This window comes from Acidovorax sp. IB03 (genome assembly GCF_016406015.1).
GTDB classification, from domain to species: Bacteria; Pseudomonadota; Gammaproteobacteria; order Burkholderiales; family Burkholderiaceae_C; genus Acidovorax; species Acidovorax temperans.
Genome location: NZ_JAEFCH010000028.1, coordinates 44,145 through 53,162, shown reverse-complemented (window position 1 = coordinate 53,162; position 9,018 = coordinate 44,145). Strand labels below are relative to the sequence as shown.

Sequence of the window (9,018 nt, the reverse complement as noted above, 5' to 3'; positions counted from 1 at the left end):
TCGTCTTGCCATGGTCCACGTGACCGATCGTGCCCACGTTGACGTGGGGCTTGGTGCGTTCAAACTTACCTTTTGCCATTTTCTTCTCCAAAGAGCTATGCCGGTGCCGGGTTTAACGTCTGCATGCGGTTGCTGATTCGACCCGCACCGGCCACAGGGCGGCACCGCATCGCAGACATACTATGAATTTGATAGCTGCTAGCGCTTGCAGCACAAGCGCTAGCAGCCAGTTTGGCTGTTAGACCAAAGACGCCATTACTTGGCGCGGGAAGCCATGATGGCTTCCGACACATTGCGAGGAGCTTCAGAGTAGTGCTTGAACTCCATCGTGTAAGTAGCACGACCTTGTGTGGCCGAGCGCAGCGTAGTCGAGTAGCCGAACATTTCCGACAGAGGAACTTCAGCGCGGATGGCCTTGCCACCGCCCGGGATGTCGTCCATACCCTGCACCATGCCGCGGCGGCTGGAGAGGTCACCCATCACGTTACCAGCATAGTCTTCAGGCGTTTCCACTTCAACAGACATCATGGGTTCCAGGATGACTGGACCGGCCTTCTTGCAGCCTTCCTTGAAGCCGAAGATAGCGGCCATCTTGAACGCCAGTTCGTTCGAGTCCACATCGTGGTACGAACCGAAGTGCAGCGTGACCTTGACGTCCACCACGGGATAGCCAGCCAGCACGCCTTGCGTCACGGCTTCGTGGATACCCTTTTCCACCGCTGGGATGAATTCGCGAGGAACCACACCGCCCTTGATCGCGTCGACGAACTCGATGCCCTTGCCGGCTTCGTTGGGTTCGATCTTGAGCACGACGTGACCGTACTGACCCTTACCACCGGACTGGCGCACAAACTTGCCTTCGGCTTCTTCCACCGTCTTGCGGATGGTTTCGCGGTAAGCCACTTGAGGCTTGCCCACGTTGGCCTCCACGCCGAACTCGCGCTTCATGCGGTCCACAATAATTTCCAGGTGCAACTCGCCCATGCCGGAAATGATGGTCTGGCCAGACTCTTCGTCCGTACGCACGCGGAAGGAAGGATCTTCTGCAGCCAGACGGCCCAGAGCGATACCCATCTTTTCCTGGTCGGCCTTGGTCTTGGGTTCCACAGCCTGCGAAATCACGGGCTCAGGGAACACCATGCGCTCCAGCACGATGGGCGATGCGACATCGCACAGCGTTTCGCCGGTGGTCACCTCCTTCAGGCCCACGCAGGCGGCGATGTCACCAGCACGGATTTCGTCCACTTCCACGCGGTCGTTGGCCATCATCTGCACGATACGGCCGATACGCTCCTTCTTGCCCTTGACGGAGTTGTACACCGTGTCGCCCTTGGACAGCACACCGGAGTACACACGCACGAAGGTCAACTGGCCCACGAAGGGGTCGGTCATCAGCTTGAAGGCCAGAGCCGAGAACTTTTCGTTGTCGTCGGCCTTGCGCGTCACTTCCTTCCCATCTTCGTCGGTACCAGCCACATCTGGAATGTCGGTCGGTGCGGGCAGATAGTCGATCACGGCATCCAGCATGCGCTGCACGCCCTTGTTCTTGAAGGCGGTGCCGCACAGCATCGGGTGGATTTCGGTGGCAATGGTGCGCTGGCGCAGGCCCTGCTTGATTTCCGCTTCGCTGAGATCACCCTCTTCGAGGTACTTGTTCATCAGCTCTTCGGAGGCCTCGGCAGCGGCTTCCACCATCTTCTCGCGCCATTCCTTGGCGGACTCGACCAGATCGGCGGGGATGTCCTCGTAGGTGAACTTCATGCCCTGGGAAGCCTCGTCCCAGATGATGGCTTTCATCTTCAGCAGATCGACCACGCCCTTGAAGTTTTCTTCGGCGCCGATTGGAATCACCACGGGCACGGGGTTGGCCTTCAGGCGCAGCTTCATCTGGTCATAGACCTTGAAGAAGTTGGCACCGGTACGGTCCATCTTGTTCACAAAGGCCAGGCGAGGCACCTTGTACTTGTTAGCCTGACGCCACACAGTTTCAGACTGGGGCTGCACGCCGCCCACAGCGCAGTACACCATGCAAGCGCCGTCGAGCACGCGCATGGAACGCTCCACTTCAATCGTGAAGTCCACGTGGCCGGGGGTGTCGATGATGTTGAAACGGTGCTCTGGGTAGGACATGTCCATGCCCTTCCAGAAGCAGGTCACGGCAGCCGAGGTGATCGTGATGCCGCGTTCTTGCTCTTGCTCCATCCAGTCCGTGGTCGCAGCGCCATCGTGCACTTCGCCCAGCTTGTGGGTCACGCCCGTGTAAAACAGAATACGTTCGGTGGTCGTGGTCTTGCCAGCGTCAATGTGGGCCGAGATACCGATATTGCGGTAGCGCTCGATGGGAGTCTTGCGAGCCATGGTAGATCCTTGATGGGTCGTTTTTGAGAGGGAATCGGGCAGCCATACTGGCAAAAATGCCCGTCAATTTTGTGACTGCCTGAATCAACACAAGGCTGCAGGCGAAACGCCGGCAGCCTTGGGTTTAAATCCAGGACAAATCCGCTTTTTAGAAGCGGAAGTGGCTGAATGCCTTGTTGGCTTCGGCCATGCGGTGCACTTCGTCACGCTTCTTCATGGCACCGCCACGGCCTTCGGTGGCCTCGAGTAGTTCGTTGGCCAGGCGTTGGGCCATCGACTTTTCACCGCGCTTGCGAGCGGCTTCCTTGATCCAGCGCATGGACAGAGCCAGACGACGGACAGGGCGCACTTCCACAGGCACCTGGTAGTTGGCACCGCCGACGCGGCGGGACTTCACTTCCACCATGGGCTTCACGTTGTTGATGGCAACGGTGAAGGCTTCCAGAGGATCCTTATCGGGGTGCTTCTTCTCGATCAGTTCCAGGGCACCGTAAATGATGCGCTCTGCAACCGCCTTTTTGCCGCCTTCCATGATCACGTTCATGAATTTGGACAGCTCAACATTACCGAACTTTGGATCCGGCAGGATTTCACGTTTGGGGACTTCGCGACGACGTGGCATTTTTTACCTCTATCTTTGCTTCAGTTGGCATCTTTTCAGACACCGCGAGAGCCAATGAAGGACTCCCACTTACTCGACCCGCGCAGAACACCTGCGTTTGGGGTCACTACGCTGCATCTCCGCGCCACGCGGAAAAACAGCACCGAAAATTCTTCAGACCGAAAGGGCCAGGGCTTACTTGGCCTTTGGCTTCTTCGCACCGTACTTGGAGCGGGCTTGCTTGCGGTCTTTCACGCCTTGCAAGTCCAGCGAACCACGCACGATGTGGTAACGCACACCGGGCAAGTCCTTCACACGACCGCCGCGAACCAGCACCACGCTGTGTTCTTGCAGGTTGTGGCCTTCACCGCCGATGTAGGAGATCACCTCAAAACCGTTGGTCAGGCGCACCTTGGCAACCTTACGCAGAGCGGAGTTAGGCTTCTTAGGCGTCGTGGTGTACACGCGAGTGCACACGCCACGGCGCTGTGGAGAGTTTTCCATCGCAGGGCTCTTGGACTTGGTCTTTTCGACCTCGCGCCCCTGACGGACCAATTGATTAATGGTTGGCATGAAATACGTCCCTAAACGTGAATTTGCTTCGTGAAAGCGAAAACGTGAATCCCTTCGGAAATTCCGAAAAGCCTTCTAATGTATCAGGCTAGTGCTCAAGAGGCAAGTGCGGCGCAGTTTTGGCGCTGCGCCATGCGCTTGACCCTTGGGCAAGGCGGCTGTGGGGTCACTTGATCCACAGACGGATGGCGTCCCAGGCGCGGCCCAGGAAGCCTGCCTGCTCGACCCCCTCCAGCGCAACCAGAGGCACTTCGGCCAGGGTCTGCTCACCCAGCACCACCTTCAAAGAGCCCACAGCCTGGCCCTTGGTGTATGGAGCCACCAGGGGGTCTGGGCGCGAGATTTCTGTCTTGATCTTGCCAGCACTGCCCGAGGGCACCGTCACCACGATGGCTTCGGGACGGCCGATCTTCAGAACGTTCTCAGCGCCCTTCCAGAGGGCTGGCGTGGCCACGGGGGTGTTGGCTTCAAAGAGTTTGACGGCATCGAAGGCGGTGTAGCCCCAGTTCAACAGCTTCTGGCTTTCGTTGGCGCGCGCATTCTCGCTGGCCGTGCCCAGAACGATGGACAGCAGGCGGCGCTGGCCCACGTTGGGGAAATCGCGCTTGGCGGTGGCGACCAGGCAGTAGCCAGCCGCTGCGGTGTGACCCGTCTTGAGGCCGTCCACCGTGGGATCACGGAAGAGCAGCATGTTGCGATTGGTGCCATTCGAAGGTGGCGTGCCGGGGTAGCTGTACTGCTTGGTGGAGTAGTAGTGCATGTACTCCGGGAAGTCTTTCATCAGCCGGCTGGCCAGCACGCTCAGGTCGCGCGCGGTGGTGACGTGGCCGGGCTCGGTCAGGCCTTCAGGGTTTTTGTAGCTGGTGCCATTCATGCCCAGAGCCTTGGCCTGGTCGTTCATCAGCTTGACGAAGTTCTCGTACGTTCCGCCCACGCCTTCGGCCAGCGCCACGGTGGCGTCGTTGCCCGACTGGACGATCATGCCCTTGAGCAGGTCGTCCACCGACACCTGCATCTTGGGGTCGATGAACATGCGCGAGCCGGGCATCTTCCAGGCGCGCACGCTCACGGGCAGCTTCTGGTCCAGCGTGACCTTCTTGGCGCGCAGGGCGTCAAACACCAGGTAGCCCGTCATCAGCTTGGTCAACGATGCCTGCTCTACCGGCGCGTCGATGTCCTTGGCCGCCAACACCTGGTTAGCGGTCACATCCACCAGCATGTAAGTACGGGCTGCGATTTCCGGGGGTTGGGGCACCTGCTGCGCCAGGGCGCCAAAAGCGGCGGGCGCAACAGCAGCAAAAAGGGCCAGGGATCGCAGGGCGGGCAGGATTCGTTTCATGGAGCGTTCAGAGATGCAGCCAACGGCTGAGAGGATGGAGAAGTAGGACCGATGCAGCAGCACGCGCTGCTGCAAAAGGCTTTGTGCAGAGTCAGCCGGCGCACGGAGGTTCCGCCAGCGCGGCCGATCTCTTTTCAGAGGGCCGACTGCAGGTGCCTGACCACCAAATTTTTGAGCAGCGGCAATTGTCCGTGAAAGAAATGCCCGCCTCCGGGCACGACTGTTACAGGGAGTGTCTGGGGGCGAGCCCAGTCCATCACAGCGGACAAGGCCACGGTGTCGTCTTGCTCGCCATGCACCACCAGCGTGCGCAGATGGGCCTCGGGTGGCACCGGGGCTACGGTGAAGCGGCTGGCAGCCGTGCCCACCAGCACGGCGCGGTCGATGTGCCGCTGGGGCCACAGCGTGGCCAGCGCGTGGCTGGTGACGAACGCCCCAAACGAGAAACCCGCCAGGGCCAGCGGTTGCGCGCCCTCTCCCGCGGGGGCCACCTGCTCCACCACGGCCAGCAGGTCTTGCAGCTCGCCCCGGCCTTCGTCGTGCACGCCCTGGGTGGCACCCACGCCGCGAAAGTTGAAGCGCACCGCCGTCCAGCCGCATTGCACAAAGGCACGGGCCAAGGTTTGCACCACCTTGTTGTCCATGGTGCCGCCGAACAGGGGGTGGGGGTGGGCAATCACCGCCACACCCCGAGGCGTGCCGCCATCGGGCACGCTGGCCGCGTCGCGGGCCACTTCAATGGCACCGGCGGGGCCTTGCAGCGTCAGTCGTTCTGTCTGTGAATTCACGTTTGCTATGTTTTTAATAGCTGCTCGCGCTTATTCATCAAGCGCCAGAGCCCATTTTTATCAAAAAACCAATCACCGACCCAGCTCAGGCGGCACCAGCAGGCGTTCCACCACCTGGCCGTTTTTCAGGTGCGACTCCACGATCTCGTCGATGTCGCTGGTGTCCACAAAGGTGTACCAGGTGCCTTCAGGGTAGACCACAGCCACGGGGCCTGCGGCACAGCGGTCCAGGCAACCCGCCTTGTTCACACGCACTTTGCCGGTGCCCGCCAGACCAGCGGCTTTCACCTGCGCCTTGCAGTGGTCGAACCCTGCCTGGGCATTGTGGTGGGCACAGCTGTCTTCGCCGTTGGTGCGCTCGTTCAGGCAGAAGAAGATGTGGCGCTGGTAATAGCCCGGCGCGGCGGAAGTGGGTTGGGTGGGTTCGCTCATGGGGGTATTTTAGGGATGGGCGTCTTTGCGCGAGACGCGCACCAGCACATACAGCAGCGCCGCATAAGGCCAGAGCCACCCCAGCCACTGGCCCAGGCCATAGAAACGGATGAAGCGCCCCTGCTCCCATTGCATCAGGGTCTGCGCAAAATAAACGTTGGTCGGCGCCTGGTTCAGCAAGGCCAGGTGCCACACCAGTGCCACCAGCAGCACGGCCGCGCTGGCCCGGCGCGGCAGCATGAGCAACAGCACCGCCATGCCCGCAGCCGCCCACACGCCCACGCGCACGGGCTCGTCCAGCCAGCCCCAGGCGTGCGCGGGGCCCCAGCTCAGCGCCGCAGACAGTGCCGTCACCGCCACCCCGATCACCAGTACCCCCGTGGCAAACACCGCCCGCCGCCCCACATGGCGAATGACGCAATAGCCCAGCAGGCTGGGCACCAGCAAGCCCAGCATCACGCACAGCACTTCGCCGCCGGGCGACAGCGGCTCCAGCACGGTTTCCCGCATGGGCATCCAGTCAATGAAGGGAGTGTCTTCCAGCGCCTGTTCAATCGCCGCCTCCAGCCGCTCCAGCACCTGCCCCAGACCAAAAGGCACGGCAGCGGGGAACAACAACGCAGCGGGCCACAAGGCAATCAACACCAGCGCGCCGCGCGCATCCGGCACAAACCAGCGGCCCCGGAACAGGCTCCAACGGTCGATAGCCCCCCAGCGCTCCAACAGCGCCGCCAGCAAGGCGCCCAGCCAGGTGCCCGCAGCATTCAGCACCAGATCGAGATTGGAAGGGACACGCCGCGGCAGGTAGATCTGTAAAAACTCCATCGCCAGCGACAGCAGCGAACCCGCCAGCGCCGCCCACCACACGGCGCCGCGCGTCCAGCCCGTGCGCAGCAAGGCCAGGGCCAGCAAGAAGCCCAGTGGGGCGTATCCAATCAGGTTGGACGTGACATCAAAGCCCGTCCAATACGGCGGCGGCAGCGGCGCCGCGAGGAACATCCAGGGCTCCAGCCCCTGGGCGCGCCAGCCTGAAAAAGGGAACAGACTGGCAAAAACGATCAAAACGGCATAAATAGCCGCCAGAGGCCAGGCGGAGGTCTTGTGCAACGGCGCAGGCCTCCGTCCCTGTCAGAAGGGTTTGACGACCACCAGCACCACCGCAATCAGCAGCAGCACCACAGGCGCTTCGTTGAACCAGCGAAACCACACATGGCTGCGCTGGCTTTGGCCGTTGGCCAGCTTGCGCAGCAGCACGCCGCAGGCGTGGTGGTAGCCCACAACCAGCAAAACGATGGTGAGTTTGGCGTGCATCCACCCATTGCCCGGGCCTTGCAGGCCAATGCCGTACCCCAGCCACAGCCACAACCCCAGCGCCAAGGCGGGCACCGCCAGGATGGTGGTGAACCGCAGCAGCTTGCGCGCCATCAGGAGCAAGCGCTCACGCTCTGCCCCCGAATCGGGTGCCACCATGGCTAAATTGACAAAGATGCGTGGCAGATAGAACAGACCGGCAAACCAGCTGGCCACGAAGACGATGTGAAAGGCTTTTATCCAGAGCATGCTGGCAGTTTAAGCGTCCCGCTCGCCCCTCGGCGCCAGAGCGTCGCTTTGCCCCTTTTTTAAAGCTGCCCGGGCAAAAAAAAGCCCGGCACAAAGGCCGGGCTGAGAAGCCCCTGAATGCGTGGAGCATCCAGTGAGCCCCGCTCAGGGAGGAAAAAGCGGGAGGCAGAGGGCTGCCCGGAATCAAATTTAGCATTAAGTACAGAAAGTTACAAGCCCTCGCAATTAGTTGCTCCAATCCAAGGGGCTTTCTACGCGCCTATTTCGCGCTTGCAGATCCAGATCAGGCCCTTGCCCAGGAGATAGGGCACAATTTTCGCCATGCACCTCCCTACTTCTGCCCCCTTCCCCCAGAACCGCCCCCGCCGCCTGCGCCGTGACGCCTTCACGCGCCGCCTGGTGCGTGAGCATGCGGTGTCGGTCAACGACCTGATCTACCCCGTGTTTGTGCATGAGGGAATGCAGCGCAGCGAAGCCGTGAGCTCCATGCCCGGCGTGGAGCGCCTGAGCCTGGATTTGTTGCTGCCCGTGGCAGAAGATTGCGTGAAGCTGGGCATTCCGGTGATGGCGCTGTTCCCGGCCATTGACCCCGCGCTCAAGACGCCCGACGGCCAGGAAGCACGCAACCCCGATGGCCTGATCCCGCGCGTGGTGCGGGCGCTGAAGAAGGAATTCCCACAGCTCGGCGTGATGACCGATGTGGCGCTGGACCCCTACACCAGCCACGGCCAGGATGGCGTGCTGGACGACACCGGCTACATCATCAATGACCAGACGGTGGAAATCCTCACCGCCCAGGCCCTGACGCATGCTGAAGCGGGCGTGGACATCGTGGCCCCCAGCGACATGATGGACGGCCGCATTGGCGCCATCCGCGAGGCGCTGGAAGTGCAAGGCCACATCCACACCCGCATCATGGCCTACAGCGCCAAGTACGCCAGTGCCTTCTACGGCCCCTTCCGCGACGCGGTGGGAACCCGTGGCGCCCTGGGCAAGGCTGACAAGAACGTGTACCAGATGGATCCCGGCAACAGCGACGAAGCCCTGCGCGAAGTGGCCCTCGACATCGCCGAAGGTGCGGACATGGTGATGGTCAAACCCGGCATGCCGTACCTGGACATCGTGCGCCGCGTGAAGGACGAATTCCGCGTGCCCACCTTCGCCTACCAGGTGAGCGGCGAGTACGCCATGATCAAGGCCGCCGCCGCCAACGGCTGGCTGGATCACGATGCCGTGATGATGGAAAGCCTGCTGGCCTTCAAGCGCGCGGGCGCTGATGGCGTGCTGACCTACTTTGCTCGCGACGTGGCGCGGTTGCTACAAAAATAAGAGCTGCAAGCGCTTTTCAAATGGGCGCTACAGCCACT

The 9,018-nt window shown here is 61.5% G+C and carries 9 protein-coding genes and 1 pseudogene; 1 reads left to right on the top strand and 9 read right to left on the bottom strand.

Features of this window, described 5'->3' with window-relative positions:
• From IHV84_RS14650 to IHV84_RS14610, 9 genes and pseudogenes are all read right to left on the bottom strand, one after another.
• Positions 1-79: pseudogene (locus IHV84_RS14650) on the bottom strand (elongation factor Tu); the annotation flags it as partial.
• A gap of 176 nt (positions 80-255) precedes the next feature.
• Positions 256-2,358 carry an elongation factor G gene (gene fusA, locus IHV84_RS14645; protein WP_198847405.1) on the bottom strand — a complete coding sequence of 701 codons (2,103 nt, stop codon included), beginning with the start codon at positions 2,356-2,358 and terminating at the stop codon, positions 256-258.
• A 148-nt stretch (positions 2,359-2,506) separates the two neighbouring features.
• A complete protein-coding gene (gene rpsG / locus IHV84_RS14640) occupies positions 2,507-2,980 on the bottom strand; it encodes a 30S ribosomal protein S7 (protein WP_005798541.1) in 474 nt (157 codons plus the stop codon).
• A gap of 174 nt (positions 2,981-3,154) precedes the next feature.
• Positions 3,155-3,532, bottom strand: a complete 378-nt coding sequence (gene rpsL / locus IHV84_RS14635; protein WP_015012185.1) for a 30S ribosomal protein S12 — start codon at positions 3,530-3,532, stop codon at positions 3,155-3,157.
• A gap of 166 nt (positions 3,533-3,698) precedes the next feature.
• Complete coding sequence (locus tag IHV84_RS14630) at positions 3,699-4,871, bottom strand: D-alanyl-D-alanine carboxypeptidase family protein (RefSeq protein ID WP_198847404.1); 1,173 nt, start codon at positions 4,869-4,871, stop codon at positions 3,699-3,701.
• Positions 4,872-5,005: 134 nt separating this feature from the next.
• Complete coding sequence (locus IHV84_RS14625; RefSeq protein ID WP_198847403.1) at positions 5,006-5,659, bottom strand: alpha/beta fold hydrolase; 654 nt, start codon at positions 5,657-5,659, stop codon at positions 5,006-5,008.
• 72 nt (positions 5,660-5,731) lie between these two features.
• A complete protein-coding gene (locus IHV84_RS14620; protein WP_044397477.1) occupies positions 5,732-6,091 on the bottom strand; it encodes a ferredoxin in 360 nt (119 codons plus the stop codon).
• Positions 6,092-6,100: 9 nt separating this feature from the next.
• Positions 6,101-7,198: a VanZ family protein gene (locus IHV84_RS14615; RefSeq protein ID WP_198847402.1), complete on the bottom strand. Its 1,098-nt coding sequence runs from the start codon at positions 7,196-7,198 to the stop codon at positions 6,101-6,103.
• 21 nt (positions 7,199-7,219) lie between these two features.
• A complete protein-coding gene (locus IHV84_RS14610; protein WP_198847401.1) occupies positions 7,220-7,651 on the bottom strand; it encodes a CopD family protein in 432 nt (143 codons plus the stop codon).
• A gap of 321 nt (positions 7,652-7,972) precedes the next feature.
• On the opposite strand from IHV84_RS14610, the gene hemB reads away from it, so the two are divergent.
• The gene (hemB, locus tag IHV84_RS14605; protein WP_198847400.1) at positions 7,973-8,980 is read left to right on the top strand and encodes a porphobilinogen synthase; all 1,008 of its coding nucleotides are present in this window, start codon (positions 7,973-7,975) and stop codon (positions 8,978-8,980) included.
• The last annotated feature ends 38 nt before the right edge of the window (positions 8,981-9,018 follow it).